Origin of the sequence: Streptomyces sp. NPDC086023 (assembly GCF_044540325.1) — a bacterium.
In the GTDB taxonomy this organism is placed as follows: Bacteria; Actinomycetota; Actinomycetes; order Streptomycetales; family Streptomycetaceae; genus Streptomyces.
Window position 1 is genome coordinate 178,927 of the sequence record NZ_JBITRX010000006.1, and the last position, 26,536, is coordinate 205,462.

Sequence of the window (26,536 nt, forward strand, 5' to 3'; positions counted from 1 at the left end):
AGAAGACTGAAGCCTTATGGCTACCACTTCGCTTGACCTGGCCAAGGTGCGCAACATCGGCATCATGGCCCACATCGACGCGGGCAAGACGACCACCACCGAGCGCATCCTGTTCTACACCGGTGTGTCTTACAAGATCGGTGAGGTCCACGACGGCGCCGCCACGATGGACTGGATGGAGCAGGAGCAGGAGCGCGGCATCACGATCACGTCCGCCGCGACGACCTGCCACTGGCCGCTCGAGGACGTCGACCACACGATCAACATCATCGACACCCCGGGTCACGTGGACTTCACGGTCGAGGTGGAGCGTTCGCTCCGCGTCCTCGACGGTGCCGTCACCGTGTTCGACGGCGTTGCCGGTGTTGAGCCGCAGTCCGAGACGGTGTGGCGCCAGGCCGACCGTTACGGCGTGCCCCGCATCTGCTTCGTGAACAAGCTCGACCGCACGGGCGCCGAGTTCCACCGCTGCGTCGACATGATCAAGGACCGCCTGGGTGCGGTTCCGATCGTCATGCAGCTCCCGATCGGTGCCGAGGCGGACTTCCAGGGCGTTGTCGACCTGGTCCGCATGAAGGCGCTCGTCTGGTCCGCCGAGGCGACCAAGGGCGAGATGTACGACGTCGTCGACATCCCGGCCTCCCACGCCGAGGCTGCCGAGGAGTGGCGCGGCAAGCTGGTCGAGACCGTCGCCGAGAACGACGACGAGATCATGGAGCTGTACCTGGGCGGCGAGGAGCCGACCGAGGAGCAGCTGCACGCCGCCGTCCGCCGCATCATCCTCGGCTCCGGCAAGGGCCAGGGCTCCACGGTCACCGCGGTGTTCTGTGGCACGGCGTTCAAGAACAAGGGTGTTCAGCCCCTGCTCGACGCCGTCGTCCGCTACCTGCCGTCGCCGCTCGACATCGAGGCCATCGAGGGCCACGACGTCAAGGACGCCGAGACCGTCGTGAAGCGCAAGCCGTCCGACGAGGAGCCCCTCTCGGCGCTGGCGTTCAAGATCATGAGCGACCCGCACCTCGGCAAGCTCACCTTCGTCCGGGTTTACTCGGGCCGCCTGGAGTCCGGCTCTTCGGTGCTGAACTCCGTCAAGGGCAAGAAGGAGCGCATCGGCAAGATCTACCGCATGCACGCGAACAAGCGTGAGGAGATCGACTCGGTGGGCGCCGGCGACATCGTCGCCGTCATGGGCCTGAAGCAGACCACCACCGGTGAGACGCTGTGCGACGAGAAGTCCCCGGTCATCCTGGAGTCCATGGACTTCCCGGCGCCGGTGATCCAGGTCGCCATCGAGCCCAAGTCCAAGGGTGACCAGGAGAAGCTGGGTGTCGCCATCCAGCGTCTCGCGGAGGAGGACCCCTCCTTCCAGGTCCACTCGGACGAGGAGACCGGCCAGACCATCATCGGCGGTATGGGCGAGCTGCACCTCGAGGTGCTGGTCGACCGCATGCGCCGTGAGTTCAAGGTCGAGGCCAACGTCGGCAAGCCGCAGGTGGCCTACCGCGAGACGATCCGCAAGGCCGTCGAGCGCGTCGACTACACGCACAAGAAGCAGACCGGTGGTACGGGTCAGTTCGCCAAGGTCCAGATCGGCATCGAGCCGATCGAGGGCGGCGACTCCTCGTACGAGTTCGTGAACAAGGTCACCGGTGGCCGCATCCCCAAGGAGTACATCCCCTCGGTGGACGCGGGTGCGCAGGAGGCCATGCAGTTCGGCATCCTGGCCGGCTACGAGATGACCGGCGTCCGCGTCATCCTCCACGACGGTGCGTACCACGAGGTCGACTCCTCCGAGCTCGCCTTCAAGATCGCCGGTTCGCAGGCCTTCAAGGAGGCCGCGCGCAAGGCCAGCCCCGTGCTGCTCGAGCCGATGATGGCCGTTGAGGTCACCACGCCCGAGGACTACATGGGTGAGGTCATCGGCGACATCAACTCCCGCCGTGGCCAGATCCAGGCCATGGAGGAGCGCCACGGTGCTCGCATCGTGAAGGGCCTCGTGCCGCTTTCGGAGATGTTCGGCTACGTCGGAGACCTCCGCAGCAAGACCTCGGGTCGCGCAAGCTACTCGATGCAGTTCGACTCCTACGCCGAGGTTCCGCGGAACGTCGCCGAGGAGATCATCGCGAAGGCCAAGGGCGAGTAACTCTCCCGAGTTCACGCTTTAGGCTTGTCACCGGATCCCTGGGGCAGTCGGGCAACCGCTTCGGTTGCCCCGGGGGGCCGGCATTCCAGCAAAGATCACCTGGCGCCGATGAGTAAGGCGTACAGAACCACTCCACAGGAGGACCCCAGTGGCGAAGGCGAAGTTCGAGCGGACTAAGCCGCACGTCAACATCGGCACCATCGGTCACATCGACCACGGTAAGACGACCCTCACGGCCGCCATTACCAAGGTGCTGCACGACGCGTACCCGGACCTGAACGAGGCCTCGGCCTTCGACCAGATCGACAAGGCTCCCGAGGAGCGCCAGCGCGGTATCACCATCTCCATCGCGCACGTCGAGTACCAGACCGAGGCGCGTCACTACGCCCACGTCGACTGCCCGGGTCACGCGGACTACATCAAGAACATGATCACCGGTGCCGCGCAGATGGACGGCGCCATCCTCGTGGTCGCCGCCACCGACGGCCCGATGCCGCAGACCAAGGAGCACGTGCTCCTGGCCCGCCAGGTCGGCGTTCCGTACATCGTCGTCGCCCTGAACAAGGCCGACATGGTGGACGACGAGGAGATCCTGGAGCTCGTCGAGCTCGAGGTCCGCGAGCTCCTCTCCGAGTACGACTTCCCGGGCGACGAGCTCCCCGTCGTGCAGGTCTCGGCGCTCAAGGCGCTCGAGGGCGACAAGGAGTGGGGCGAGAAGCTCCTCGGCCTCATGAAGGCCGTCGACGACTCGATCCCGACCCCGCCGCGTGAGACCGACAAGCCGTTCCTGATGCCGGTCGAGGACGTCTTCACGATCACCGGTCGTGGCACCGTCGTCACCGGTCGTATCGAGCGTGGTGTCCTGAAGGTCAACGAGACCGTCGACATCATCGGCATCCGCCCGGAGAAGACCACCACCACGGTCACCGGCATCGAGATGTTCCGCAAGCTGCTCGACGAGGGCCAGGCCGGCGAGAACGTCGGTCTGCTCCTCCGTGGCATCAAGCGCGAGGACGTCGAGCGCGGCCAGGTCATCATCAAGCCCGGTTCGGTCACGCCGCACACCGAGTTCGAGGCCACCGCGTACATCCTGTCGAAGGACGAGGGTGGCCGTCACACCCCGTTCTTCAACAACTACCGCCCGCAGTTCTACTTCCGTACCACGGACGTGACCGGCGTCGTGACCCTCCCCGAGGGCACCGAGATGGTCATGCCGGGCGACAACACCGACATGACCGTCGCGCTGATCCAGCCCGTCGCCATGGAGGAGGGCCTGAAGTTCGCCATCCGTGAGGGTGGCCGGACCGTCGGCGCCGGCCAGGTCACCAAGATCACGAAGTAATTCGTGTTCTGACCTGGTAGCTCTCCAGAGCTGCTGAGAAGGGCCCCGGCCCGCCGCGCGAGCGGTGGACCGGGGCCCTTCCGTCATGACTGCGGGGTTCGTCGCGCGTGGCGGATGCGCCTGCGAAATGTGAGATGGGGTACGCTCCCCGCTTGCGATTGGCGCCCTCTGCGTCATGTATGGCAGACTGTTCAAGTTGCTCGGTTGAGTACCGATGCTGCGCGCCTCCCGCCGGGAGGACCGGAAGCGAGTCCCACAGTACTCGTCGCCTTTATCTGCCCTTCGGGGCAGCAATGGGGCGGACGTACGGGAATCTTCCGGGAAGCGTCAGCGGGGTGCCGGCCAGGCACTCGGTGGGTGTTCTTCCCCCGAAGCGCGGTCTCGGACCGCACCCCCTCTGGCAGGGAATTTCCGTATGGGAATTTTCAGAAGCGGGAGTGCGACACGCCCGACCGCGTGGGTCGGAGGAGAGCGGCGCGGAAACGCGCAGCCGACCGAGTTCCAGAGCGTTCCACAGAGACAAAGGACTACGAAGTAGCCATGGCGGGACAGAAGATCCGCATCCGGCTCAAGGCCTACGACCACGAGGTCATCGACTCCTCGGCGAAGAAGATCGTCGAGACGGTGACGCGCACTGGTGCGTCGGTCGCGGGCCCGGTGCCGCTGCCCACTGAGAAGAACGTGTACTGCGTCATCAAGTCGCCGCACAAGTACAAGGACTCGCGCGAGCACTTCGAGATGCGCACGCACAAGCGCCTGATCGACATCCTCGACCCGACGCCCAAGACCGTTGACTCGCTGATGCGCCTGGACCTTCCGGCCGGCGTTGACATCGAGATCAAGCTCTGAGAGGCGCGGAGAAGATGGCTAAGCAGATCAAGGGCGTCCTGGGCGAGAAGCTCGGCATGACCCAGGTCTGGGACGAGAACAACCGTGTCGTCCCGGTTACCGTCGTCAAGGCCGGGCCCTGTGTCGTCACCCAGGTCCGCACCAACGACATCGACGGCTACGAGTCGGTCCAGATCGCCTTCGGCGAGATCGACCCGCGCAAGGTGAACAAGCCCCTCAAGGGCCACTTCGCCAAGGCCGACGTGACCCCGCGCCGCCACCTGGTGGAGCTCCGTACCTCCGACGCCAGCGAGTACACGCTCGGCCAGGAGATCACGGCCGAGGTGTTCGAGTCCGGCGTCAAGGTCGACGTCACGGGCACGAGCAAGGGCAAGGGCTTCGCCGGTGCCATGAAGCGCCACAACTTCCGTGGTGGCAAGGCGTCGCACGGTGCCCACCGTGTCCACCGCAAGCCGGGTTCGATCGGTGGCTGCGCCACCCCGGGCCGTGTCTTCAAGGGTATGAAGATGGCCGGCCGCATGGGTAACGACCGGGTCACCACCCAGAACCTGACCGTTCACGCCGTTGACGCGGAGAAGGGCCTGCTGCTCATCAAGGGCGCGGTTCCTGGTCCGAACGGCGGCCTCGTCCTGGTCCGCACCGCGGCCAAGGGGGCCTGAGGACTATGAGCACCATTGACATTCTGTCGCCCTCCGGCGACAAGACCGGGACCGTCGAGCTCCCGGCCGAGATCTTCGACGCCAAGGTCAGCGTTCCGCTGATCCACCAGGTCGTCGTCGCGCAGCTGGCCGCCGCCCGTCAGGGTACGCACAAGGTCAAGACGCGTGGCGAGGTCCGTGGTGGTGGCAAGAAGCCGTACCGCCAGAAGGGCACCGGCCGCGCCCGTCAGGGTTCGACCCGTGCGCCGCAGTTCGCCGGCGGTGGCGTCGTGCACGGCCCCGTGCCGCGTGACTACTCGCAGCGGACCCCCAAGAAGATGAAGGCCGCCGCCCTCCGCGGTGCCCTCACCGACCGGGCCCGTCACTCCCGCATCCACGTCGTCTCCGGCGTGGTCGAGGGTGCCGCCTCCACCAAGGCCGCCAAGACGCTGTTCGGCAAGATCTCGGAGCGCAAGAACCTGCTCCTGGTCGTCGAGCGCGCCGACGAGGCCGCGTGGCTGTCCGCCCGCAACCTGCCCCAGGTGCACATCCTGGAGCCGGGCCAGCTGAACACGTACGACGTGCTCGTCTCCGACGACGTGGTCTTCACCCAGGCCGCTCTCGAGTCTTTCGTGTCTGGCCCCAAGGCCGTTGAGACCGAAGGGAACGAGGCCTGATGTCTGAGGCAACCGTTACCAGCAAGACCTTCACGGACCCGCGCGACCTGCTGATCAAGCCGGTCGTCTCCGAGAAGAGCTACGCGCTGCTGGACGAGAACAAGTACACGTTCATCGTCGCGCCCACCGCCAACAAGACCCAGATCAAGCAGGCCGTCGAGGCGGTCTTCTCGGTCAAGGTCACCGGGGTCAACACGATCAACCGCCAGGGCAAGCGCAAGCGCACCCGCACCGGTTTCGGCAAGCGTGCCGACACCAAGCGCGCCATCGTGACCCTCGCTGAGGGCGACCGTATCGACATCTTCGGCGGCCCGGTCTCCTAAGGGAGTCCGTGTCGTCCGGAATCGGACGAGGACTGAGAAATGGGTATCCGCAAGTACAAGCCGACGACCCCGGGCCGTCGTGGCTCCAGCGTCGCCGACTTTGTCGAGATCACGCGGTCCACGCCGGAGAAGTCGCTGGTCCGCCCGCTGCACAGCAAGGGCGGCCGTAACAACGCCGGTCGTGTGACCGTTCGCCACCAGGGTGGTGGCCACAAGCGCGCCTACCGCGTGATCGACTTCCGTCGTCACGACAAGGACGGCGTGCCGGCCAAGGTCGCTCACATCGAGTACGACCCGAACCGCACCGCGCGCATCGCCCTTCTGCACTACGCGGACGGCGAGAAGCGCTACATCATCGCTCCGCGCGGCCTGAACCAGGGCGACCGGATCGAGAACGGCCCCGCGGCCGACATCAAGCCCGGTAACAACCTGGCGCTCCGCAACATCCCGGTCGGTACCACGATCCACGCGATCGAGCTCCGTCCCGGTGGCGGTGCCAAGTTCGCCCGTTCCGCGGGTGCCTCCGTGCAGCTGCTGGCGAAGGAAGGTGCCATGGCGCACCTCCGTATGCCGTCCGGTGAGATCCGTCTGGTCGACGTGCGCTGCCGCGCCACGATCGGCGAGGTCGGCAACGCCGAGCAGTCGAACATCAACTGGGGCAAGGCCGGCCGCATGCGCTGGAAGGGCGTCCGCCCGACCGTCCGCGGTGTCGCGATGAACCCGGTTGACCACCCGCACGGTGGTGGTGAGGGCAAGACCTCCGGTGGTCGCCACCCGGTCTCCCCGTGGGGTCAGAAGGAGGGTCGTACTCGTTCGCCGAAGAAGGCTTCGAACAAGTACATCGTCCGCCGCCGCAAGACGAACAAGAAGCGCTAGGAGCGGGTTTAGATGCCGCGCAGTCTCAAGAAGGGGCCCTTCGTCGACGACCACCTCGTAAAGAAGGTGGACGCCCAGAACGAAGCCGGCACCAAGAACGTCATCAAGACCTGGTCCCGTCGCTCGATGATCATCCCCAGCATGCTGGGTCACACGATCGCGGTGCACAACGGCAAGACCCATGTCCCGGTGTTCGTCACCGAGTCCATGGTCGGCCACAAGCTCGGCGAGTTCTCGCCGACTCGCACCTTCCGCGGCCACGTCAAGGACGACCGGAAGTCGAAGCGCCGCTAACCGCGGGGTGGGAACGACTATGACTTACACCGAAGGGACAACCATGGAAGCCAGGGCTCAGGCGCGGTACATCCGTGTCACGCCCATGAAGGCCCGCCGTGTGGTGGACCTCATCCGTGGCATGGACGCCACGGAGGCCCAGGCGGTCCTGCGTTTCGCTCCGCAGGCCGCGTCTGTGCCGGTGGGCAAGGTGCTTGACAGCGCCATCGCCAACGCCGCGCACAACTACAACCACACGGACGCCTCCTCGCTGTTCATCAGCGAGGCGTTTGTTGACGAGGGTCCGACCCTGAAGCGGTTCCGTCCGCGCGCCCAGGGCCGTGCCTACCGGATCCGCAAGCGGACCTCCCACATCACCGTGGTCGTCAGCAGCAAGGAAGGAACCCGGTAATGGGCCAGAAGGTAAACCCGCACGGGTTCCGGCTCGGCATCACCACCGACTTCAAGTCGCGCTGGTACGCCGACAAGCTGTACAAGGACTACGTCAAGGAAGACGTCGCCATCCGTCGGATGATGACGTCCGGCATGGAGCGCGCCGGCATCTCGAAGGTTGAGATCGAGCGCACCCGTGACCGTGTCCGCGTGGACATCCACACCGCCCGTCCGGGCATCGTCATCGGCCGCCGTGGCGCCGAGGCCGACCGCATCCGCGGCGACCTCGAGAAGCTCACCGGCAAGCAGGTCCAGCTGAACATCCTCGAGGTCAAGAACCCCGAGGTCGACGCTCAGCTCGTGGCCCAGGCCGTTGCCGAGCAGCTGTCCTCCCGCGTCTCCTTCCGTCGGGCCATGCGCAAGAGCATGCAGTCCGCCATGAAGGCCGGCGCCAAGGGCATCAAGATCCAGTGTGGCGGTCGTCTCGGCGGCGCCGAGATGTCCCGCTCGGAGTTCTACCGCGAGGGTCGTGTGCCGCTGCACACGCTGCGCGCGAACGTCGAGTACGGCTTCTTCGAGGCCAAGACCACCTTCGGCCGCATCGGCGTGAAGGTCTGGATCTACAAGGGCGACGTCAAGAACATCGCCGAGGTTCGCGCCGAGAACGCTGCGGCCCGCGCGGGCAACCGCCCGGCCCGTGGTGGCGCTGACCGCCCCGCCGGCCGTGGTGGCCGTGGCGGCGAGCGTGGCGGCCGCGGCCGCAAGCCGCAGCAGGCTGCTGCGACCGAGGCCCCCAAGGCCGAGGCCGCTGCCGCCGCTCCGGCTGAGAGCACCGGAACGGAGGCCTGACCGACATGCTGATCCCTCGTAGGGTCAAGCACCGCAAGCAGCACCACCCGAAGCGGGGCGGTGTCTCCAAGGGCGGTACCGAGGTCGCATTCGGCGAGTACGGCATCCAGGCGCTGACCCCGGCCTACGTGACGAACCGCCAGATCGAGGCGGCTCGTATCGCGATGACCCGCCACATCAAGCGTGGCGGCAAGGTCTGGATCAACATCTACCCGGACCGTCCGCTCACGAAGAAGCCCGCCGAGACCCGCATGGGTTCCGGTAAGGGTTCCCCCGAGTGGTGGATCGCGAACGTGCACCCGGGCCGGGTCATGTTCGAGCTGTCCTACCCGAACGAGAAGATTGCGCGTGAGGCTCTGACTCGTGCGGCCCACAAGCTGCCGATGAAGTGCCGGATCGTCAAGCGCGAGGCAGGTGAGTCGTGATGGCGGCCGGTACCAAGGCGTCGGAGCTGCGCGAGCTGGGCAACGAGGAGCTCGTTGCCAAGCTGCGCGAGGCCAAGGAGGAGCTGTTCAAGCTCCGTTTCCAGGCGGCCACGGGGCAGCTGGAGAACAACGGCCGGCTCAAGTCCGTCCGTAAGGACATCGCTCGCATCTACACCCTGATGCACGAGCGTGAGCTCGGTATCGAGACGGTGGAGAACGCCTGATGAGCGAGAACAACGTGACTGAGAAGACCGAGCGCGGCTTCCGGAAGACCCGCGAGGGTCTGGTCGTCAGCGACAAGATGGACAAGACCGTCGTCGTCGCCGTTGAGGACCGCGTCAAGCACGCGCTGTACGGCAAGGTCATCCGCCGTACCAACAAGCTCAAGGCGCACGACGAGGCCAACGCCGCGGGCGTCGGCGACCGCGTCCTCCTGATGGAGACCCGGCCGCTGTCCGCGACGAAGCGCTGGCGCGTCGTCGAGATCCTCGAGAAGGCCAAGTAAGGAACTTCCCGCAAGGGAAGTCCAAAGAATCAACCTGAGGGGTTTCCCTCAGGTCAGTTCCGCCAGGCTCGGCAGGGGCTGAGGAATCAGCCCCTGCCGGGAACCGGCAGACAAACAGGAGATAGACGTGATCCAGCAGGAGTCGCGGCTTCGTGTCGCCGACAACACTGGTGCCAAGGAAATCCTTTGCATCCGTGTTCTCGGTGGCTCCGGCCGCCGCTACGCGGGCATCGGTGACGTCATCGTCGCCACCGTCAAGGACGCGATCCCCGGTGGCAACGTGAAGAAGGGTGACGTCGTCAAGGCGGTCATCGTTCGCACCGTCAAGGAGCGCCGCCGCCAGGACGGCTCGTACATCCGCTTCGACGAGAACGCCGCTGTCATTCTGAAGAACGACGGCGACCCTCGCGGCACCCGCATCTTCGGCCCGGTCGGCCGTGAGCTGCGCGAGAAGAAGTTCATGAAGATCATCTCGCTCGCGCCGGAGGTGCTGTAAGCATGAAGATCAAGAAGGGCGACCTGGTCCAGGTCATCACCGGCAAGGACAAGGGCAAGCAGGGCAAGGTCATCCAGGCCATGCCCGCTGAGAACCGCGTTCTGGTCGAGGGTGTCAACCGGGTCAAGAAGCACACCAAGGCTGGTCCGAACCAGGCCGGCGGCATCGTGATCACCGAGGCCCCCGTCCACGTTTCGAACGTCCAGCTGGTCGTGGAGAAGGACGGCAAGAAGGTCGTCACCCGCGTCGGTTTCCGCTTCGACGACGAGGGCAACAAGATCCGCGTTGCCAAGCGCACGGGTGAGGACATCTGATGGCTACCACTCCGCGTCTGAAGACGAAGTACCGCGAGGAGATCGCGGGCAAGCTGCGTGACGAGTTCAAGTACGAGAACGTCATGCAGATCCCCGGCCTCGTGAAGATCGTGGTCAACATGGGTGTGGGCGACGCCGCCCGCGACTCCAAGCTGATCGAGGGCGCCATCAAGGACCTCACCACGATCACCGGTCAGAAGCCGGCCGTCACCAAGGCCCGCAAGTCCATCGCGCAGTTCAAGCTGCGCGAGGGCCAGCCGATCGGTGCCCACGTCACCCTCCGTGGCGACCGCATGTGGGAGTTCCTGGACCGCACCCTGTCGCTCGCGCTCCCGCGCATCCGCGACTTCCGTGGTCTGTCCCCGAAGCAGTTCGACGGCCGGGGCAACTACACCTTCGGTCTCACGGAGCAGGTCATGTTCCACGAGATCGACCAGGACAAGATCGACCGCGTCCGGGGTATGGACATCACCGTGGTGACCACGGCGACCAACGACGACGAGGGCCGTGCCCTTCTGCGTCACCTCGGCTTCCCCTTCAAGGAGGCGTAAGCGAGATGGCGAAGAAGGCTCTCATCGCGAAGGCTGCCCGCAAGCCCAAGTTCGGCGTGCGCGCGTACACCCGCTGCCAGCGCTGCGGTCGTCCGCACTCCGTCTACCGCAAGTTCGGCCTGTGCCGCGTGTGCCTTCGTGAGATGGCTCACCGTGGCGAGCTGCCGGGCGTGACCAAGAGCTCCTGGTAAATCCCCTTCACCCTTTGGGTGTTGAGGTTTTCCAGACGCTCTCGGTAAGCATCAGGTCGGCGGACCGCCCGTCCCGCATGCCGTAGGCTTGTGGGGTTGGGCGTCCGCCGCCCTACCGACTTACTACGCCGTAGGTCCCCGCACCGCACCCGTCCCGCCTCTGTGTGGGGAGAGGGATGGCGCATACAGGAAACCCCGGCGAGAGAGGCCGAAGGCCGATTCATGACCATGACTGACCCGATCGCAGACATGCTGACTCGTCTGCGTAACGCAAACTCGGCGTACCACGACCAGGTCGTGATGCCGCACAGCAAGATCAAGTCGCACATCGCGGAAATCCTCAAGCAGGAGGGTTTCATCACCGGCTGGAAGGTCGAGGACGCCGAGGTTGGCAAGAACCTCGTCCTCGAGCTGAAGTTCGGTCCGAACCGCGAGCGCTCGATCGCCGGCATCAAGCGCATCTCGAAGCCGGGTCTGCGCGTGTACGCGAAGTCCACCAACCTGCCGAAGGTCCTCGGCGGCCTGGGCGTGGCGATCATCTCCACGTCCCACGGTCTCCTGACCGGCCAGCAGGCGCAGAAGAAGGGCGTGGGTGGGGAAGTCCTCGCCTACGTCTGGTAGTCGGGAACGGAGGAAAAGCTATGTCTCGCATTGGCAAGCTCCCCATCCCGGTTCCCGCCGGCGTGGACGTCACCATCGAGGGCCGTACGGTCACCGTCAAGGGTTCCAAGGGCACCCTGACGCACACCGTCGCCGCTCCGATCGAGATCGTTAAGGGCGAGGACGGCGTTCTGAACGTCACCCGTCCGAACGACGAGCGTCAGAACAAGGCCCTCCACGGCCTGTCCCGCACGCTGGTGGCCAACATGATCACCGGTGTGACCACGGGATACACCAAGGCGCTCGAGATCAGCGGTGTCGGTTACCGCGTTGCCGCGAAGGGCTCCGACCTGGAGTTCCAGCTCGGCTACAGCCACCCGATCCTGGTGGAGGCGCCCGAGGGCATCTCCTTCAAGGTCGAGTCGCCGACCAAGTTCTCGGTCGAGGGCATCGACAAGCAGAAGGTCGGCGAGGTCGCCGCCAACATCCGCAAGCTGCGGAAGCCCGACCCGTACAAGGCCAAGGGCGTCAAGTACGCGGGCGAGGTCATCCGCCGCAAGGTCGGAAAGGCTGGTAAGTAAAGCCATGGCATACGGTGTGAAGATCGCCAAGGGCGACGCTTACAAGCGGGCTGCCAAGGCCCGCCGCCACATCCGCATCCGCAAGACCATCTCCGGTACGGCCGAGCGTCCGCGCCTGGTCGTCAACCGGAGCAACCGCGGCATCACCGCCCAGGTGATCGACGACATCAAGGGTCACACCCTGGCGTCGGCGTCCCACCTGGACGCGTCGATCCGCGGTGGCGAGGGTGACAAGTCCGCGCAGGCCAAGCAGGTCGGTGCCCTGGTCGCTGAGCGCGCCAAGGCCGCCGGCGTCGAGGCCGTCGTGTTCGACCGTGGTGGCAACAGGTACGCCGGGCGCATTGCCGCTCTGGCTGACGCCGCCCGCGAAGCCGGGCTGAAGTTCTAAGCCCCGGTTCCGGGACTAACGGACGTAACAGAGAGAGGTAATCCAATGGCTGGACCCCAGCGCCGCGGCAGCGGTGCCGGTGGCGGCGAGCGGCGGGACCGGAAGGGTCGCGACGGTGGCGCTGCTGCCGCCGAGAAGACCGCGTACGTTGAGCGCGTAGTCGCGATCAACCGCGTCGCCAAGGTTGTCAAGGGTGGTCGTCGTTTCTCCTTCACCGCGCTGGTCGTGGTGGGTGACGGTGACGGCACCGTGGGTGTCGGTTACGGCAAGGCCAAGGAGGTGCCGGCCGCCATCGCCAAGGGTGTTGAGGAGGCCAAGAAGCACTTCTTCAAGGTCCCGCGTATCCAGGGCACCATCCCCCACCCGATCCAGGGTGAGAAGGCTGCGGGCGTCGTCCTGCTGAAGCCTGCTTCCCCCGGTACCGGTGTTATCGCCGGTGGCCCGGTGCGCGCCGTCCTGGAGTGCGCCGGCGTTCACGACATCCTGTCGAAGTCGCTCGGCTCCGACAACGCGATCAACATCGTGCACGCGACCGTGGAGGCCCTGAAGGGCCTGCAGCGTCCCGAGGAGATCGCGGCTCGCCGTGGTCTGCCGCTCGAGGACGTCGCCCCCGCGGCTCTGCTTCGTGCGCGTGCGGGAGCGGGTGCGTAATGGCTCGCCTCAAGATCACGCAGACGAAGTCGTACATCGGTAGCAAGCAGAACCACCGCGACACCCTGCGTTCGCTCGGGCTCAAGCGCCTGAACGACGTGGTCGTCAAGGAGGACCGTCCCGAGTTCCGCGGCATGGTGCACACCGTCCGCCACCTCGTGACGGTTGAGGAGGTCGACTGATCATGGCGGAGAACAACCCGCTCAAGATCCACAACCTCCGTCCCGCCCCGGGCGCCAAGACCGCCAAGACCCGTGTGGGTCGTGGTGAGGCGTCGAAGGGTAAGACGGCCGGTCGTGGTACCAAGGGCACGAAGGCCCGTTACCAGGTTCCGGAGCGCTTCGAGGGTGGCCAGATGCCGCTCCACATGCGCCTCCCGAAGCTGAAGGGCTTCAAGAACCCGTTCCGCACCGAGTACCAGGTCGTGAACCTGGACAAGCTGGCCGAGCTCTACCCGCAGGGTGGCGAGGTCACGGTGGCCGATCTGGTCGCCAAGGGCGCGGTGCGCAAGAACAGCCTCGTCAAGGTCCTGGGCCAGGGCGAGATCTCCGTGGCGCTGCAGGTGACGGTTGACGCCGTCTCCGGCTCCGCCAAGGAGAAGATTGCCGCCGCCGGCGGCACCGTCACCGAGCTCGTCTGAGCTCTGAGCTGACAGCGAGAGCCCGGTCGGCCCCCTCAGGGGGTGCCGACCGGGCTCTCTCGCGTTCTCGGTCCCGGAAGAGGAAACCCGCCGTTGGTCCGGCCGGTGTCATCCGTTGGGGGAACAGATCCGGACGAATGTCCGGGAGGGCGCCGATCGCGGGCCGTAAACGGCCTGGACGTGCACCGGCGACGTTTCCGCTCGTGGTGACGGCCGGGTATGGTAAGCGCTGTTAGCTTCCCCGGCAGTCTGCGCTCATCCGCTAGGCTGCCGTGTTCTGTAATCGCTCACTTACAAGCCGTCACCCTCACGCGAAACGCGGGGGTCGCAGGAGGCACCGTGCTCACCGCGTTCGCCCGGGCGTTCAAGACGCCCGACCTGCGCAAGAAGCTGCTCTTCACGCTCGGCATCATCGTGCTGTTCCGGCTTGGGTCACACGTACCCGTACCCGGCGTGGACTACTCAGCCGTCCAGTTCTGTGTGAACCAGGCGGGCAGCAGCAACAGCCTGTTCGGCCTGGTCAACATGTTCAGCGGCGGCGCCCTGCTGCAGATCACGATCTTCGCGCTCGGCATCATGCCGTACATCACGGCGAGCATCATCCTGCAGCTGCTGACCGTGGTCATTCCCCGTCTGGAGAACCTCAAGAAGGAAGGACAGGCGGGCACCGCGAAGATCACCCAGTACACGCGGTACCTGACGGTCGCCCTCGCGATCCTCCAGGGCACGGGCCTCGTGGCCACCGCCCGCAGCGGCGCCCTGTTCTCGGGCTGCGCGCAGGCCAACCAGATCGTTCCTGACCAGTCGATCTTCACCACGGCCGTCATGGTGATCACCATGACCGCCGGCACCTGTGTCGTCATGTGGCTCGGTGAGCTGATCACCGACCGCGGCATCGGCAACGGCATGTCGATCCTGATGTTCATCTCGATCGCCGCCGGCTTCGTCGGCGCCCTCTGGACCATCAAGCTCCAGGGCAAGATCGCGGACGGCTGGGTCGAGTTCGGCGTCGTGATCCTCGTAGGCCTCGCGATGGTGGCCCTCGTGGTCTTCGTCGAGCAGGCCCAGCGCCGCATCCCGGTGCAGTACGCGAAGCGCATGATCGGCCGCCGCGCCTACGGCGGTACGTCGACCTACATCCCGCTCAAGGTGAACCAGGCGGGTGTGATTCCCGTCATCTTCGCCTCGTCGCTGCTCTACATCCCGGCACTGATCGTTCAGTTCAGCGGATCCCAGGCGGGCTGGGCCAACTGGATCCAGAAGTACTTCGTCAAGGGCGACCACCCGTACTACATCGCCGCCTACTTCCTCCTGATCGTCTTCTTCGCGTTCTTCTACGTGGCGATTTCGTTCAACCCCGAGGAAGTCGCGGACAACATGAAGAAGTATGGTGGCTTCATCCCGGGCATCCGGGCCGGCCGACCTACTGCCGAGTACCTGAGCTACGTGCTCAACCGGATCACCTGGCCGGGGTCGCTGTACCTGGGTCTCATCGCTCTTGTGCCGACGATGGCGTTGGCGGGCTTCGGCGCGAACCAGAACTTCCCGTTCGGCGGGACGAGCATCCTGATCATCGTGGGTGTGGGTCTGGAGACCGTGAAGCAGATCGAGAGCCAGCTCCAGCAGCGTAATTACGAAGGGTTCCTCCGCTGATGCGTATCGTCCTCGTCGGGCCGCCCGGTGCGGGCAAGGGAACGCAGGCCGCGTTCCTTGCCAAGAACCTGTCGATCCCGCACATCTCCACGGGCGACCTCTTCCGGGCCAACATCAGCCAGGGCACCGAGCTCGGCAAGCAGGCGAAGGCGTACATGGACGCCGGCGACCTGGTGCCGGACGAGGTCACCATCGGCATGGCCAAGGACCGGATGGAGCAGTCGGACGCCGAGGGCGGTTTCCTCCTCGACGGCTTCCCTCGCAACGTCTCGCAGGCCGAGGCGCTCGACGCGATGCTCCAGGCCGAAAGCATGAAGCTCGACGCCGTGCTCGACCTCGAGGTTCCCGAGGACGAGGTCGTCAAGCGCATCGCCGGCCGCCGGATCTGCCGTAACGACTCGGCGCACGTCTTCCACGTGACGTACACCCCGCCGAAGACCGAGGGCGTCTGCGACGCCTGCGGTGGCGAGCTGTACCAGCGCGGTGACGACACCGAGGCCACGGTCCGCAACCGGCTGGACGTGTACCACACCCAGACCGAGCCGATCATCGACTACTACAAGGCCCAGGGCCTGGTCGTCACGATCTCCGCGCTCGGCGAGGTCCAGGACGTCACGCAGCGCGCGATGGACGCCCTGAAGAAGACCGACGAGGTCTGACCCACCCCGCAGTACCCCCGTACGGCCGCGGTGTCCCCTGGACGCCGCGGCCGTACTGTTGAGCAGAGACACCCGAGAACCCGTACACCCGGAAGGCAAGAGGGCATGGTCCAGATCAAGACCCCGGAGCAGATCGCGAAGATGCGCGAGGCGGGGCTGGTCGTCGCCGCCATCCACGCGGCGACCCGTGAGGCGGCCGTGCCCGGCGCCACGACCAAGGATCTGGACGAGGTCGCCCGCAAGGTGATCGCCGACCACGGCGCGAAGTCGAACTTCCTCGGGTACGGCGGCTTCCCCGCGACCATCTGCACCTCGGTCAACGAGGTCGTCGTCCACGGCATCCCGGACGAGAAGACCGTGCTCAAGGACGGCGACATCATCTCCGTCGACGCCGGCGCCATCATCGACGGCTGGCACGGCGACGCGGCCTTCACGTGCTTCGTGGGCACCGGGCACGCGCCCGAGCTGCTGGAGCTCTCCCGGGTGACCGAGGAGTCGATGTGGGCCGGCATCGCCGCGATGAAGCTGGGCAACCGGCTGGTGGACATCTCGAAGGCGATCGAGTCCTACATCAAGCGGCAGCCGCGCCCGGCCGCCGGCGACCACAGCCTCGGCCGGTACGGGATCATCGAGGACTACGGCGGCCACGGCATCGGTTCCGAAATGCACATGGACCCGCACCTGCTGAACTACGTCTCCCGCAAGCGCGGCAAGGGGATCAAGCTGGTCCCGGGCGTCTGCCTCGCGATCGAGCCGATGGTCTCGCTGGGCACGGCCCAGACCGAGGTGCTGGCGGACGACTGGACGGTCATCACCACCGACGGCACCTGGTCCTCCCACTGGGAGCACTCGGTCGCCCTCACGGAGCAGGGCCCGATCGTCCTGACCTCCCCGGACTGCGGCAAGGCGAAGCTGGCGGAGTACGGCATCACGACGGCGCCGGACCCGCTGGGCTGAGCCCGGCCCCCCTTGCTTAATGATCTACGCTGTAGGGCAGACTTTCCGGATTCGTCTTTCTGGGTGCCCTGACGTAGACTGACTCGTCGGCTCCTTTGCACCCGCATGTCTTCATGCGCGCGAGGAGCTGATCAAGGTAGCCGATTCGAAAGGCGAAGCGTGGCCAAGAAGCAAGGTGCCATCGAAATCGAGGGCACCGTGATCGAGTCCCTCCCGAACGCCATGTTCAAGGTGGAGCTCCAGAACGGTCACAAGGTCCTCGCGCACATCTCCGGCAAGATGCGGATGCACTACATCCGTATCCTCCCGGACGACCGGGTCGTGGTGGAGCTCTCTCCCTACGACCTGACGCGTGGCCGGATCGTCTACCGGTACAAGTAGATCTTGTCGCAGTCCCGCGCGAGCGTCCGCTCCCGCGGGGTGGTGGCACTGACCCGGAGAACCTCACATCCCATGAAGGTCAAGCCGAGCGTCAAGAAGATCTGCGACAAGTGCAAGGTGATCCGCCGTCACGGCCGGGTCATGGTCATCTGCGACAACCTGCGCCACAAGCAGCGCCAGGGCTGACGCACGCCGACCGACCTGCAACTTCGCAGTTCTTCGCGCGACGCAAGCAATACGTACATACGCAGAGCCCGTCCGGCCGTGTTCACGGCTGACGGCACCTCCGGCGGGGGCCGGGGACCCGATTCGTACCTCGTACGGCGGTCGGGATCGGCTCTGCTGAAGACCCCCGAACACACAGGAGCCATTAGTGGCACGCGTTTCCGGTGTTGACATCCCGCGCGAAAAGCGTGTGGAGATCGCACTCACCTACGTCTTCGGTATCGGGCGCACCCGGTCCAAGGAGATCCTCGCCTCCACCGGCGTGAACCCGAACACCCGCGTTCGTGACCTGGCCGAAGAGGACCTCGTCAAGATCCGCGAGTACGTGGACGCCAACCTCCGCACCGAGGGTGACCTCCGCCGCGAGATCCAGGGCGACATTCGCCGCAAGATCGAGATCCAGTGCTACCAGGGCATCCGCCACCGTCGTGGCCTGCCCGTGCACGGTCAGCGCACCAGCACGAACGCCCGTACCCGCAAGGGCCCGCGTCGCGCCATCGCCGGTAAGAAGAAGCCGGGCAAGAAGTAGTCCTCAGCGGACACGCTTTCCAGCGGTCTTGCGCTGTAGGACCGACCACCTCCCTGTAGGAGTAAGAGATGCCCCCCAAGGGTCGTCAGGGCGCTGCCAAGAAGGTGCGCCGCAAGGAAAAGAAGAACGTCGCTCACGGCCACGCGCACATCAAGAGCACGTTCAACAACACGATCGTGTCCATCACGGACCCGACCGGCAACGTGATCTCCTGGGCCTCCGCCGGCCACGTCGGCTTCAAGGGCTCGCGCAAGTCCACCCCCTTCGCCGCGCAGATGGCCGCCGAGTCGGCCGCCCGCCGCGCGCAGGAGCACGGCATGCGCAAGGTCGACGTCTTCGTCAAGGGTCCCGGCTCCGGCCGTGAGACCGCGATCCGCTCCCTCCAGGCCACGGGCCTCGAGGTCGGTTCGATCCAGGACGTCACCCCCACCCCGCACAACGGCTGCCGTCCGCCGAAGCGCCGCCGCGTCTGACCCCCGCCGGGTCACCGCAGCGCGTTTCGACGCACTGAGCTGAGGTTTCGGGCGGTACGTCCCCTCCGGGGGCCGTGCCGCCCGTACCCTTGCTAGTACCGCTGTACTCCGTACAGCACCGTCGGGCGTCAAATAGTGGGCGTCCACGACTGAAGGAACACAGACATGCTTATCGCTCAGCGTCCTTCGCTGACCGAAGAGGTCGTCGACGAGTACCGCTCGCGGTTCGTGATCGAGCCGCTGGAGCCGGGCTTCGGCTACACCCTCGGCAACTCCCTGCGCCGTACCCTCCTGTCCTCGATCCCGGGTGCCGCTGTCACCAGCATCCGCATCGACGGTGTCCTGCACGAGTTCACCACCGTGCCGGGCGTCAAGGAGGACGTGACCGACCTCATCCTCAACATCAAGCAGCTGGTCGTCTCCTCGGAGCACGACGAGCCGGTCGTGATGTACCTGCGCAAGCAGGGCCCCGGCCTGGTGACCGCCGCCGACATCGCGCCCCCGGCCGGTGTCGAGGTGCACAACCCGGACCTCGTCCTCGCCACGCTGAACGGCAAGGGCAAGCTGGAGATGGAGCTGACGGTCGAGCGCGGCCGCGGTTACGTCTCCGCCGTCCAGAACAAGCAGCTGGGCCAGGAGATCGGCCGCATCCCGGTCGACTCCATCTACAGCCCGGTCCTCAAGGTCACCTACAAGGTCGAGGCGACCCGAGTCGAGCAGCGCACCGACTTCGACAAGCTCATCGTCGACGTCGAGACCAAGCAGGCCATGCGCCCGCGCGACGCCATGGCGTCCGCCGGCAAGACCCTGGTCGAGCTGTTCGGTCTGGCCCGCGAGCTCAACATCGACGCCGAGGGCATCGACATGGGCCCGTCCCCGACGGACGCCGCCCTGGCCGCCGACCTGGCGCTGCCGATCGAGGAGCTGGAGCTCACCGTTCGGTCGTACAACTGCCTCAAGCGCGAGGGCATCCACTCCGTGGGTGAGCTCGTCGCCCGCTCCGAGGCCGACCTGCTCGACATCCGCAACTTCGGTGCGAAGTCGATCGACGAGGTCAAGGCGAAGCTGGCCGGCATGGGCCTGGCCCTCAAGGACAGCCCGCCCGGGTTCGACCCGACCGCCGCGGCCGACGCCTTCGGCGCCGACGACGACGCGGACGCCGGTTTCGTCGAGACCGAGCAGTACTAAGCAGTACCCGTAAGGCTCGCGGGGGGCGCAAGCCCCCCGTGCACCCTGCCCGCACAAGCGGGTGGGAACTGACACCGGTACCTGACACGGCCGGTGCAGCACAGAAGGAGAAACACCATGCCGCGTCCCGCCAAGGGTGCCCGTCTGGGCGGCAGCGCCGCGCACGAGAAGCTGCTGCTCGCCAACCTGGCGAAGTCGCTCTTCGAGCACGGCCGCATCACCACGACCGAGGCCAAGGCCCGCCGCCTGCGTCCGGTCGCCGAGCGTCTGATCACCAAGGCGAAGAAGGGCGACATCCACAACCGTCGCCTGGTCCTGCAGACGATCACGGACAAGGGCGTCGTCCACACGCTCTTCACCGAGATCGCTCCGCGGTACGAGAACCGCCCCGGTGGTTACACCCGCATCACCAAGATCGGCAACCGTCGTGGCGACAACGCCCCGATGGCGGTCATCGAGCTGGTCGAGGCCCTGACCGTGGCCCAGCAGGCCACCGGTGAGGCCGAGGCCGCGACCAAGCGTGCGGTGAAGGAGGCCGAGGCCAAGTCCGAGGCCGCCGCCGAGGAGACCACGGAGGCCTGATCCTCGGATCGCCTTCATGGACGGCTCTGAACGGGCCCGCCCCCTCCGGGGCGGGCCCGTTCTGCTTTTGTGAGTTTCTGAGAGGATCTGTCGCGTGAGTGACGAGGTGGAGCCCGGTTTCGTCCGGGTGCGGCTGGACCTGTCGTACGACGGCAAGGAGTTCTCCGGCTGGGCGAAGCAGACGGCGCGGCGGACGGTGCAGGGCGAGCTGGAGTCGGCCCTGCAGACGGTGATGCGGCTGGCCGAGCCGGTGGACCTGACGGTGGCCGGCCGTACGGACGCGGGCGTCCACGCGCGCGGCCAGGTGGCGCACCTCGACCTGCCGGGGGAGGTGTGGGCCGAGCACTCCGACAAGCTGCTGAGGCGGCTCGCCGGGCGGCTGCCGCACGATGTGCGGGTGTGGCGGGTGGCGGAGGCCCCCGCGGGGTTCAACGCCCGCTTCTCGGCCGTCTGGCGCCGGTACGCCTACCGGGTGGGCGACCACAAGGGCGGTGTGGACCCGCTGCGCCGCGGACACGTGCTCTGGCACGACTGGCCGCTCGACGTCGACGCGATGAACGAGGCCGCGCAGGCGCTGCTCGGCGAGCACGACTTCGCCGCGTACTGCAAGAAGCGCGAGGGAGCCACCACGATCCGCACGCTCCAGAAGCTGAGCTGGGAGCGGGACGCGGAGGGCATCGTCACGGCGACCGTCCGGGCGGACGCCTTCTGCCACAACATGGTGCGCTCGCTGGTGGGCGCGCTGCTGCACGTCGGTGACGGGCACCGGCCGGTGGAGTGGCCCGGGAAGGTGCTGGCCGCCGGGGTCAGGGACTCCTCCGTGCACGTCGTGAAGCCCCACGGGCTGACGCTGGAGGAGGTCGGCTACCCGGCGGACGACCAGCTGGCCGCCCGCAGCCGCGAGGCGCGCAACGTACGGACGCTGCCGGGGGCGCCCGGCTGCTGCTGAGGCTGCTGCCGAGGCCCGGCGGGCCGTGCGTACGGCCGCCGGGCGGGGGCGTCAGCCCTTCTTCTCGGCGGCCTCGGCCGCGGCCCGGCCGCGGTGCACGATGCGCTGGAAGGTGTATTCGGCCAGGTCGTCGCCGGTGCCGACGACGGTCTGGTCGCCTTCCGAGGCGTCCTTGTTGCCGGTGAGACCGGTCAGGGTCAGGTACAGGTAGCGGCCGTACGAGTTCGCCGTGCGCCGGCAGACGGTGCCGACCGCGCAGAACGGCTTCGCCGCCGATGCCGGCAGCGCGGTGACTCCGCCGCTGACCCCGGCCTTGGCCGCGGTGGCCTGCGCCGCGGTGGGGAAGACCGCCACACCCACGGTGACCTGGGCGTCGTCGCGGGAGTAGCTGGCGCGCATGAAGAGCGTGCAGCCCTGCTTGCGGAGCACGGCGCCGAGCGCCGGGTCGACCCGCCTGGTGCAGTCGGGCGTGGTGTCGCCGTCGCTCAGGTCGTACCTGTGGTCGCCGACCTTGACGTCCTTGGTGCCGAAGAGCAGGCCGGCCCGGAGCGGGGCGGTGTCCTTGCGGGCGTCCGAGAGGTACACGAGCGGGTCCGGCGTGTCCGAGGTGTCGGCGAAGTCGGGCATGGCGTCCGCGGCCGGGTCGTGCTTCTGCGTCGGCGTGGCGACGGGCCCGCCTTTGGCGTCCGCCCCGTCCTCGGACGTACCTCCGGTGACGATCAAGGTCGCTACGCCCGCGGCCACCGCGGCGGCCGCGAGGACCCCGCCGCCGCCCCACAGCAGCCGCTTCCTGCGGCGCCGGCCGGCGGCGTGCGCGTCGGCCAGTGCGTCCCAGTCCGGGCTCGTGGGGACCCGCCCCGGAACCCGCTCCTCCCCAATGCTCATGGCGCGCATCCTAGGGGTGTCCCGGGGGCCTTCGGATAACGGGTTGGGCACCTGCCCCGGGGCCGGTCAGAATGCGGGCATGGGACATCTGGAAGCCGGGCACCTGGAGTACTACCTGCCGGACGGGCGGGTGCTGCTGTCGGACGCCTCGTTCCGTGTCGGTGAGGGCTCCGTGGTGGCCCTGGTCGGCGCGAACGGCGCGGGCAAGACGACACTGCTGAAGCTGATCTCCGGGGACCTGCAGCCGCACGGCGGAGCCGTGACGGTCAGCGGCGGGCTCGGCGTGATGTCGCAGTTCGTGGGGTCGGTACGGGACGAGACGACGGTGCGGGACCTGCTGGTGTCGGTCGCGCAGCCGCGGATCCGCACGGCCGCGAAGGCCGTGGACGAGGCCGAGCACCTGATCATGACCGTCGACGACGAGGCCGCGCAGATGAAGTACGCGCAGGCCCTCAGCGACTGGGCGGACGTCCAGGGCTACGAGGCGGAGACGCTCTGGGACGTGTGCACGATGGCCGCGCTCGGGGTGCCGTACGAGAAGGCGCAGTTCCGCGAGGTGCGCACCCTCTCGGGCGGTGAGCAGAAGCGGCTGGTGCTGGAGGCGCTGCTGCGCGGTCCCGACGAGGTGCTGCTGCTCGACGAGCCGGACAACTACCTCGACGTACCGGGCAAGCGGTGGCTGGAGGACCAGCTCAAGGCCACCCGCAAGACGGTGCTTTTCGTCTCCCACGACCGGGAGCTGCTGTCCCGGGCCGCGGAGAAGATCATCAGCGTGGAGCCGGGCCTGGACGGCTCGGACGTGTGGGTGCACGGCGCCGGCTTCGACACCTTCCACGAAGCGCGCAAGGAGCGCTTCGCCCGCTTCGAGGAGCTGAAGCGGCGCTGGGAGGAGAAGCACGCGCAGCTGAAGAAGCTGGTGGTCACGCTGCGCCAGGCGGCCGCGGTCTCCCACGAGATGGCCTCGCGGTACGCGGCCGCCCAGACACGGCTGCGGAAGTTCGAGGAGGCGGGACCGCCGCCCGAGCCGCCGCGCGAGCAGGAGATCACCATGCGGCTCAAGGGCGGGCGTACCGGCGTACGGGCGCTGACCTGCGAGAAGCTGGAACTGACCGGCCTGATGAAGCCCTTCGACCTGGAGGTCTTCTACGGCGAGCGGGTCGCGGTGCTGGGCTCGAACGGCTCGGGCAAGTCGCACTTCCTGCGCCTGCTGGCCGGGGACACCGAGCGGCCCGTGCCGCACGAGGGCGTCTGGAAGCTCGGCGCGCGGGTGGTGCCCGGGCACTTCGCGCAGACGCACGCGCACCCGGAGCTGTTCGGGCGCACGCTCGTCGACATCCTGTGGACGGAGCACGCCAAGGACCGGGGCGGCGCGATGTCGGTGCTGCGGCGGTACGAGCTGGAGCGCCAGGGCGACCAGGTCTTCGACCGGCTGTCGGGCGGCCAGCAGGCGCGCTTCCAGATCCTGCTGCTGGAGCTGTCGGGCACGACGGCGCTGCTGCTGGACGAGCCGACGGACAACCTGGACCTGGAGTCGGCCGAGGCGCTCCAGGACGGCCTGGAGGCGTACGAGGGCACCGTGCTGTGCGTGACGCACGACCGCTGGTTCGCGAAGTCGTTCGACCGTTACCTGGTCTTCGGCTCGGACGGGGTGGTCCGGGAGACCACCGAGCCCGTCTGGGACGAGCGCCGCGTCGAGCGCAAGAGGTGATCGCCGGGCGCCCTAGTCTCTGACCCATGCGCTGGCACTGGCACAGGAGAGGCGAGGGCGCCTTCGGGACGTGGCTGCTCGGGCGCGCCCCGTGGATCCTGCAGATCGCGGCGGCGGGTGTGGTGCTGGCCGGGGCCGTGTCGGCCTCGGTGCGCACCGCAGACGGGGGCATGGACAACGCCTTCGTGGTCCGGGCGGCGGACGCGCTGCTGGACGGCAGGTCCCCGTACGCCGACAAGCGCTTCCTGTACCTCCCGAGCGCGGTGCTGCTGGCCGTGCCGGAGGCGCTGGTGCCGGTGGGCGTCCAGCGGGTCCTGGTCCCGCTGGGGACGTCGGCGCTGCTGGCCGTCGGCTGGTGGGCGGCGCTGCGGATCTTCTCGGTGCCGCTGCGCAGCCGCTTCGGGGTGCTGGGCTTCGCCGTACTGGCACTGGGCCACAGGCCGTACGCCAACCTCGTGCAGCTGGGGAACTGGACCTGCCTCTCGGCCGCCGCCCTGCCGTTGGCCCTGCTGGCCGCGCACCGGGGCCGCTGGGTGCGGGCCGGGCTGATCGTCGGCGTGGCGATCGCGGCGAAGCCGATGCTGGTGCCGGTGGCCCTGCTCTTCGTCTTCGCCCGGCAGTGGCGCGGGCTGGCCGCCGTGGTGCTGGTGCCGCTGGGGGCCTCGCTGCTCGGCGCGGCCCTGATGCCGCGGCCCTCGCTGTTCTTCACCGGGACGCTGCCCTTCCTGCTCCGGGGCCAGGACTCCTTCGCGCTGCCCTGGGACGCCTCCCCGGTCGCGGTGCTGCCGCGGCTCGGCGTGCCCCAGCCGGTGGCGGTGGCCGTCGCCGGGTTGCTGGCGGCAGTGGGGCTCTGGTGCGCTTGGCGGCGCTGGCGGCGCGCGGACGAGGGGCCCGAGCGACTGGTGGAGACGGCCTGCATGGTGATGCTCGCCGCATTCCTGGTCTCGCGTCCCTCCTTCGACCACTACCTCCTGGTGGTGCTCCCGCTGCTGCTGGCCTCGGGGGTCCGGGACGGCTCGATGCCGCGCTCCCCCTGGTTCTGGCTGGCCCTGGTGCCCCAGACGGCGGGCATTCCGTGGCCCTCGGAGTTCGAGAACAAGAATCGGGCATTTCGGGACATGATGACCCTCTGTTCGCTCGCGGGTCTGCTGGCCGGTCGTGCGCTGCGCCCGCGTCGGGTTACTCTGGAGCCCGTAACAACTGCGGGGTCCCCACCCAGGACCGAACCGGAGTGCGCCGCGACGCCAGTTCCACCGGCATCGCGGACCGCGTTTTGACCCGTATGGGTCCTCATGGGTATCCTGCTGGTTTGTTATGCGTATGGGCTGTCTCATTCTCACGTGATAGGTCCTTACGCCGGTCCACCGGACCGATGACCAGCAGTTCAAACCGTTCGTACGGGTTGCGTCCCCGATGCGAACGAGGGCTGTCGTGATCGTCCGTGGTGACCCTGTCAGGACCCGTCTCGCGGGGCTAGCGCCCCAGGGGCGACCCACCACTGAAGAAGCGAAGGCATACGCGTGCGTACGTTCAGCCCCAAGCCCGGCGACATCTCGCGCCAGTGGCTCGTCATCGACGCCCAGGACGTCGTCCTCGGCCGTCTGGCGACCCAGGCCGCTGCCCTCCTGCGCGGCAAGCACAAGCCGACCTATGCGCCTCACATGGACATGGGCGACTTCGTGATCATCGTCAACGCCGACAAGGTCCACCTGTCCGGCAACAAGGCCGCGCAGAAGATGGCCTACCGCCACTCCGGCTACCCGGGCGGTCTCCGCAGCGTCCGCTACGACGACCTGCTGGCGAACAACCCGGAGAAGGCCGTCGAGAAGGCCGTCAAGGGCATGCTCCCGAAGAACTCCCTGGGCCGTCAGATGCTCTCGAAGCTGAAGGTCTACTCGGGCGACCAGCACCCCCACGCTGCCCAGCAGCCGGTGCCGTTCGAGATCACCCAGGTCGCGCAGTAGTTCCGGCCACCCCCTAAGACGTAGAGAATTCTGAGGAGAATCGTGGCCGAGACCACCGTCGAGACCCCGCTTGAGGGCGACGAGACCTACGACGCTGTTACCACCTTCGAGTCCGAGGTTCCGGAGGGTGACTACACCTCCGAGTCCCTGGCCTCGCGCTTCGGCGACCCGCAGCCGGCTGCCGGCCTGGGCCGCCGCAAGAACGCCATCGCCCGCGTCCGGATCGTCCCGGGCACCGGCAAGTGGAAGATCAACGGTCGCACCCTTGAGGACTACTTCCCCAACAAGGTGCACCAGCAGGAAGTCAACGAGCCCTTCAAGGTGCTCGAGCTCGACGGCCGCTACGACGTCATCGCCCGCATCTCGGGTGGCGGCGTCTCCGGCCAGGCCGGCGCCCTGCGCCTCGGCGTTGCCCGTGCCCTGAACGAGGCCGACGTCGAGAACAACCGCGGCCCGCTGAAGAAGGCCGGCTTCCTCTCCCGCGACGACCGTGCGGTCGAGCGCAAGAAGGCCGGTCTCAAGAAGGCCCGTAAGGCCCCGCAGTACAGCAAGCGCTAATCTCCGCCTGCTGCTCTGCACGATTCCGCCCCGGCGGCACACGACCTGTGCTGCCGGGGCGGTTCGTTTACCGCCACAAGCGACGTATATCTGATAACAAGCGGACCTTTCAGCGCGATC

The 26,536-nt window shown here is 67.3% G+C and carries 38 protein-coding genes; 37 read left to right on the plus strand and 1 reads right to left on the minus strand.

The annotated features are described in order from the left end of the window. The first annotated feature begins 16 nt into the window (after window positions 1–16). The 33 genes from fusA (at window position 17) to truA (ending at window position 21,301) form a co-directional block, all read left to right on the plus strand. On the plus strand, window positions 17–2,143 hold the full coding sequence (gene fusA, locus ACIF6F_RS14505) for an elongation factor G (protein WP_399946010.1): 2,127 nt from the start codon (window positions 17–19) through the stop codon (window positions 2,141–2,143). Between the two features lie 148 nt (window positions 2,144–2,291). Continuing rightward, on the plus strand, window positions 2,292–3,485 hold the full coding sequence (gene tuf / locus ACIF6F_RS14510; protein ID WP_399946013.1) for an elongation factor Tu: 1,194 nt from the start codon (window positions 2,292–2,294) through the stop codon (window positions 3,483–3,485). 540 nt (window positions 3,486–4,025) lie between these two features. Further along, window positions 4,026–4,334, plus strand: coding sequence for a 30S ribosomal protein S10 (gene rpsJ, locus ACIF6F_RS14515; RefSeq protein ID WP_003948644.1), 309 nt, complete (start codon window positions 4,026–4,028; stop codon window positions 4,332–4,334). Window positions 4,335–4,348: 14 nt separating this feature from the next. Then, window positions 4,349–4,993 (plus strand): 50S ribosomal protein L3, encoded by a 645-nt coding sequence (gene rplC / locus ACIF6F_RS14520; protein WP_365042074.1) that lies wholly within the window; start codon window positions 4,349–4,351, stop codon window positions 4,991–4,993. Window positions 4,994–4,998: 5 nt separating this feature from the next. Then, window positions 4,999–5,649 (plus strand): 50S ribosomal protein L4, encoded by a 651-nt coding sequence (gene rplD, locus ACIF6F_RS14525; RefSeq protein WP_399946016.1) that lies wholly within the window; start codon window positions 4,999–5,001, stop codon window positions 5,647–5,649. Continuing rightward, the gene (gene rplW / locus ACIF6F_RS14530) at window positions 5,649–5,972 is read left to right on the plus strand and encodes a 50S ribosomal protein L23 (RefSeq protein WP_399946019.1); all 324 of its coding nucleotides are present in this window, start codon (window positions 5,649–5,651) and stop codon (window positions 5,970–5,972) included. Before rplD ends, rplW begins: the two co-directional genes overlap by 1 nt. A gap of 39 nt (window positions 5,973–6,011) precedes the next feature. Continuing rightward, the gene (gene rplB / locus ACIF6F_RS14535; protein ID WP_399946022.1) at window positions 6,012–6,848 is read left to right on the plus strand and encodes a 50S ribosomal protein L2; all 837 of its coding nucleotides are present in this window, start codon (window positions 6,012–6,014) and stop codon (window positions 6,846–6,848) included. 12 nt (window positions 6,849–6,860) lie between these two features. Further along, entirely contained in the window at window positions 6,861–7,142 is a 282-nt protein-coding gene (gene rpsS / locus ACIF6F_RS14540) for a 30S ribosomal protein S19 (protein WP_007265903.1), read from the plus strand. A gap of 43 nt (window positions 7,143–7,185) precedes the next feature. Then, entirely contained in the window at window positions 7,186–7,533 is a 348-nt protein-coding gene (rplV, locus tag ACIF6F_RS14545; protein ID WP_030201575.1) for a 50S ribosomal protein L22, read from the plus strand. Further along, entirely contained in the window at window positions 7,533–8,363 is an 831-nt protein-coding gene (gene rpsC, locus ACIF6F_RS14550) for a 30S ribosomal protein S3 (protein ID WP_399946025.1), read from the plus strand. Before rplV ends, rpsC begins: the two co-directional genes overlap by 1 nt. Before the next feature lie 5 nt (window positions 8,364–8,368). Next, window positions 8,369–8,788: a 50S ribosomal protein L16 gene (gene rplP / locus ACIF6F_RS14555; protein ID WP_125540843.1), complete on the plus strand. Its 420-nt coding sequence runs from the start codon at window positions 8,369–8,371 to the stop codon at window positions 8,786–8,788. After that, a complete protein-coding gene (rpmC, locus tag ACIF6F_RS14560) occupies window positions 8,788–9,012 on the plus strand; it encodes a 50S ribosomal protein L29 (protein WP_114053741.1) in 225 nt (74 codons plus the stop codon). The genes rplP and rpmC overlap by 1 nt, the downstream gene beginning before the upstream one ends. After that, a complete protein-coding gene (gene rpsQ / locus ACIF6F_RS14565; RefSeq protein WP_399946030.1) occupies window positions 9,012–9,293 on the plus strand; it encodes a 30S ribosomal protein S17 in 282 nt (93 codons plus the stop codon). The genes rpmC and rpsQ overlap by 1 nt, the downstream gene beginning before the upstream one ends. Before the next feature lie 127 nt (window positions 9,294–9,420). Continuing rightward, window positions 9,421–9,789: a 50S ribosomal protein L14 gene (gene rplN, locus ACIF6F_RS14570; RefSeq protein WP_003956455.1), complete on the plus strand. Its 369-nt coding sequence runs from the start codon at window positions 9,421–9,423 to the stop codon at window positions 9,787–9,789. A 2-nt stretch (window positions 9,790–9,791) separates the two neighbouring features. Continuing rightward, entirely contained in the window at window positions 9,792–10,103 is a 312-nt protein-coding gene (gene rplX / locus ACIF6F_RS14575) for a 50S ribosomal protein L24 (RefSeq protein WP_352193893.1), read from the plus strand. Then, window positions 10,103–10,654, plus strand: coding sequence for a 50S ribosomal protein L5 (gene rplE, locus ACIF6F_RS14580; RefSeq protein WP_399946033.1), 552 nt, complete (start codon window positions 10,103–10,105; stop codon window positions 10,652–10,654). The genes rplX and rplE overlap by 1 nt, the downstream gene beginning before the upstream one ends. A 5-nt stretch (window positions 10,655–10,659) precedes the next feature. Continuing rightward, window positions 10,660–10,845, plus strand: a complete 186-nt coding sequence (locus ACIF6F_RS14585) for a type Z 30S ribosomal protein S14 (RefSeq protein WP_003956452.1) — start codon at window positions 10,660–10,662, stop codon at window positions 10,843–10,845. 222 nt (window positions 10,846–11,067) lie between these two features. Further along, complete coding sequence (rpsH, locus tag ACIF6F_RS14590) at window positions 11,068–11,466, plus strand: 30S ribosomal protein S8 (protein ID WP_079429302.1); 399 nt, start codon at window positions 11,068–11,070, stop codon at window positions 11,464–11,466. Window positions 11,467–11,486: 20 nt separating this feature from the next. Then, window positions 11,487–12,026: a 50S ribosomal protein L6 gene (gene rplF / locus ACIF6F_RS14595; RefSeq protein WP_399946036.1), complete on the plus strand. Its 540-nt coding sequence runs from the start codon at window positions 11,487–11,489 to the stop codon at window positions 12,024–12,026. Between the two features lie 4 nt (window positions 12,027–12,030). Then, the gene (rplR, locus tag ACIF6F_RS14600; protein ID WP_399946039.1) at window positions 12,031–12,414 is read left to right on the plus strand and encodes a 50S ribosomal protein L18; all 384 of its coding nucleotides are present in this window, start codon (window positions 12,031–12,033) and stop codon (window positions 12,412–12,414) included. 45 nt (window positions 12,415–12,459) lie between these two features. Further along, window positions 12,460–13,065 carry a 30S ribosomal protein S5 gene (gene rpsE, locus ACIF6F_RS14605; RefSeq protein WP_030201551.1) on the plus strand — a complete coding sequence of 202 codons (606 nt, stop codon included), beginning with the start codon at window positions 12,460–12,462 and terminating at the stop codon, window positions 13,063–13,065. Then, on the plus strand, window positions 13,065–13,247 hold the full coding sequence (rpmD, locus tag ACIF6F_RS14610) for a 50S ribosomal protein L30 (RefSeq protein WP_005313525.1): 183 nt from the start codon (window positions 13,065–13,067) through the stop codon (window positions 13,245–13,247). The genes rpsE and rpmD overlap by 1 nt, the downstream gene beginning before the upstream one ends. Window positions 13,248–13,249: 2 nt before the next feature. Then, complete coding sequence (gene rplO, locus ACIF6F_RS14615; RefSeq protein ID WP_399946043.1) at window positions 13,250–13,705, plus strand: 50S ribosomal protein L15; 456 nt, start codon at window positions 13,250–13,252, stop codon at window positions 13,703–13,705. A 339-nt stretch (window positions 13,706–14,044) separates the two neighbouring features. Further along, window positions 14,045–15,358, plus strand: a complete 1,314-nt coding sequence (gene secY / locus ACIF6F_RS14620; RefSeq protein WP_399946046.1) for a preprotein translocase subunit SecY — start codon at window positions 14,045–14,047, stop codon at window positions 15,356–15,358. Next, window positions 15,358–16,017 carry an adenylate kinase gene (locus ACIF6F_RS14625; RefSeq protein WP_399946049.1) on the plus strand — a complete coding sequence of 220 codons (660 nt, stop codon included), beginning with the start codon at window positions 15,358–15,360 and terminating at the stop codon, window positions 16,015–16,017. Before secY ends, ACIF6F_RS14625 begins: the two co-directional genes overlap by 1 nt. A gap of 105 nt (window positions 16,018–16,122) precedes the next feature. Continuing rightward, on the plus strand, window positions 16,123–16,974 hold the full coding sequence (gene map, locus ACIF6F_RS14630) for a type I methionyl aminopeptidase (RefSeq protein ID WP_399946052.1): 852 nt from the start codon (window positions 16,123–16,125) through the stop codon (window positions 16,972–16,974). Between the two features lie 159 nt (window positions 16,975–17,133). Next, a complete protein-coding gene (gene infA, locus ACIF6F_RS14635) occupies window positions 17,134–17,355 on the plus strand; it encodes a translation initiation factor IF-1 (protein ID WP_003956442.1) in 222 nt (73 codons plus the stop codon). Between the two features lie 72 nt (window positions 17,356–17,427). Continuing rightward, on the plus strand, window positions 17,428–17,541 hold the full coding sequence (rpmJ, locus tag ACIF6F_RS14640) for a 50S ribosomal protein L36 (RefSeq protein WP_003956441.1): 114 nt from the start codon (window positions 17,428–17,430) through the stop codon (window positions 17,539–17,541). Window positions 17,542–17,728: 187 nt separating this feature from the next. Further along, window positions 17,729–18,109 (plus strand): 30S ribosomal protein S13, encoded by a 381-nt coding sequence (gene rpsM / locus ACIF6F_RS14645; protein WP_007265919.1) that lies wholly within the window; start codon window positions 17,729–17,731, stop codon window positions 18,107–18,109. A gap of 68 nt (window positions 18,110–18,177) precedes the next feature. Then, window positions 18,178–18,582: a 30S ribosomal protein S11 gene (rpsK, locus tag ACIF6F_RS14650; RefSeq protein ID WP_003948617.1), complete on the plus strand. Its 405-nt coding sequence runs from the start codon at window positions 18,178–18,180 to the stop codon at window positions 18,580–18,582. A gap of 165 nt (window positions 18,583–18,747) precedes the next feature. Continuing rightward, entirely contained in the window at window positions 18,748–19,770 is a 1,023-nt protein-coding gene (locus tag ACIF6F_RS14655; protein WP_010473911.1) for a DNA-directed RNA polymerase subunit alpha, read from the plus strand. Between the two features lie 117 nt (window positions 19,771–19,887). Further along, complete coding sequence (gene rplQ / locus ACIF6F_RS14660) at window positions 19,888–20,352, plus strand: 50S ribosomal protein L17 (protein WP_399946055.1); 465 nt, start codon at window positions 19,888–19,890, stop codon at window positions 20,350–20,352. 94 nt (window positions 20,353–20,446) lie between these two features. Then, window positions 20,447–21,301, plus strand: a complete 855-nt coding sequence (truA, locus tag ACIF6F_RS14665) for a tRNA pseudouridine(38-40) synthase TruA (protein ID WP_399946058.1) — start codon at window positions 20,447–20,449, stop codon at window positions 21,299–21,301. Between the two features lie 51 nt (window positions 21,302–21,352). Here truA and ACIF6F_RS14670 read toward each other — a convergent pair whose 3' ends face one another. Then, complete coding sequence (locus tag ACIF6F_RS14670; RefSeq protein ID WP_399946061.1) at window positions 21,353–22,186, minus strand: hypothetical protein; 834 nt, start codon at window positions 22,184–22,186, stop codon at window positions 21,353–21,355. Between the two features lie 79 nt (window positions 22,187–22,265). On the opposite strand from ACIF6F_RS14670, the gene ACIF6F_RS14675 reads away from it, so the two are divergent. The 4 genes from ACIF6F_RS14675 (at window position 22,266) to rpsI (ending at window position 26,416) form a co-directional block, all read left to right on the plus strand. After that, window positions 22,266–23,894 carry an ABC-F family ATP-binding cassette domain-containing protein gene (locus ACIF6F_RS14675; RefSeq protein ID WP_399946064.1) on the plus strand — a complete coding sequence of 543 codons (1,629 nt, stop codon included), beginning with the start codon at window positions 22,266–22,268 and terminating at the stop codon, window positions 23,892–23,894. A gap of 26 nt (window positions 23,895–23,920) precedes the next feature. Next, window positions 23,921–25,171 (plus strand): glycosyltransferase family 87 protein, encoded by a 1,251-nt coding sequence (locus ACIF6F_RS14680; protein ID WP_399946067.1) that lies wholly within the window; start codon window positions 23,921–23,923, stop codon window positions 25,169–25,171. 243 nt (window positions 25,172–25,414) lie between these two features. After that, on the plus strand, window positions 25,415–25,858 hold the full coding sequence (rplM, locus tag ACIF6F_RS14685) for a 50S ribosomal protein L13 (protein ID WP_399946068.1): 444 nt from the start codon (window positions 25,415–25,417) through the stop codon (window positions 25,856–25,858). Between the two features lie 42 nt (window positions 25,859–25,900). Further along, window positions 25,901–26,416: a 30S ribosomal protein S9 gene (gene rpsI, locus ACIF6F_RS14690; RefSeq protein ID WP_399946071.1), complete on the plus strand. Its 516-nt coding sequence runs from the start codon at window positions 25,901–25,903 to the stop codon at window positions 26,414–26,416. Window positions 26,417–26,536 lie beyond the last annotated feature (120 nt).